Source organism: Shewanella xiamenensis, from assembly GCF_014647135.1.
Lineage (GTDB): Bacteria > Pseudomonadota > Gammaproteobacteria > Enterobacterales > Shewanellaceae > Shewanella > Shewanella xiamenensis.
This window is the reverse complement of sequence record NZ_BMOP01000067.1, coordinates 1-501: the sequence shown is the minus strand read 5'-3', so window position 1 is coordinate 501 and position 501 is coordinate 1. Positions and strand designations below refer to the sequence as shown.

Annotated in this window: 1 protein-coding gene; it reads right to left on the bottom strand. The window is 50.5% G+C overall.

Features of this window, described 5'->3' with window-relative positions; genetic code table 11:
* Positions 1-501: IS4 family transposase (locus IEY09_RS20165; RefSeq protein ID WP_188872426.1), on the bottom strand; the 501-nt coding region annotated here is incomplete at both ends.

The following is a 501-nucleotide window of genomic DNA, read 5'->3' as shown; positions in this document are numbered from 1 at the left end:
TCCACGCTTTCTGACCCAATAGCGTTTCACAACATTGTGCTGCCACTTCCGCTTTGGATACCTTCATAAAGCGAAGCTGGAGTAAGCGTGTGGCGATAAAAGCCAGTATCACACTCATACGCTCCAGATTCTCACGGCACTGCATTCTCAGCTCTTCCACCGCGGTGCCACTGCTTTTCCATACCTTGTGGTAATCTTCAATCAACCAACGGCGCTCGTAATAGCCGACAACCTCCAGTGCCTCCTTCGAGCATGTGATAGGTTCTGAGGTGAGTAAGTGCCATGCCAGTTTTTCTTCACGATGACTTTGCTCTACGACACTGACGTAATACAGAGGGATGTCTGCCTGAGTGCGTTTGTTGGCTGGAGCTTTAAGGGTCACTCGGGCATATCTCATTTCCAGCGTCACCGCCCGGGCTTTCCTTCCGCCTTTCTGAGGAATGAGGAGAGATTTCGTCGCTGCAAGCGGTAATGTGTTCGAGTAGTCATAGAGTTTGTGTG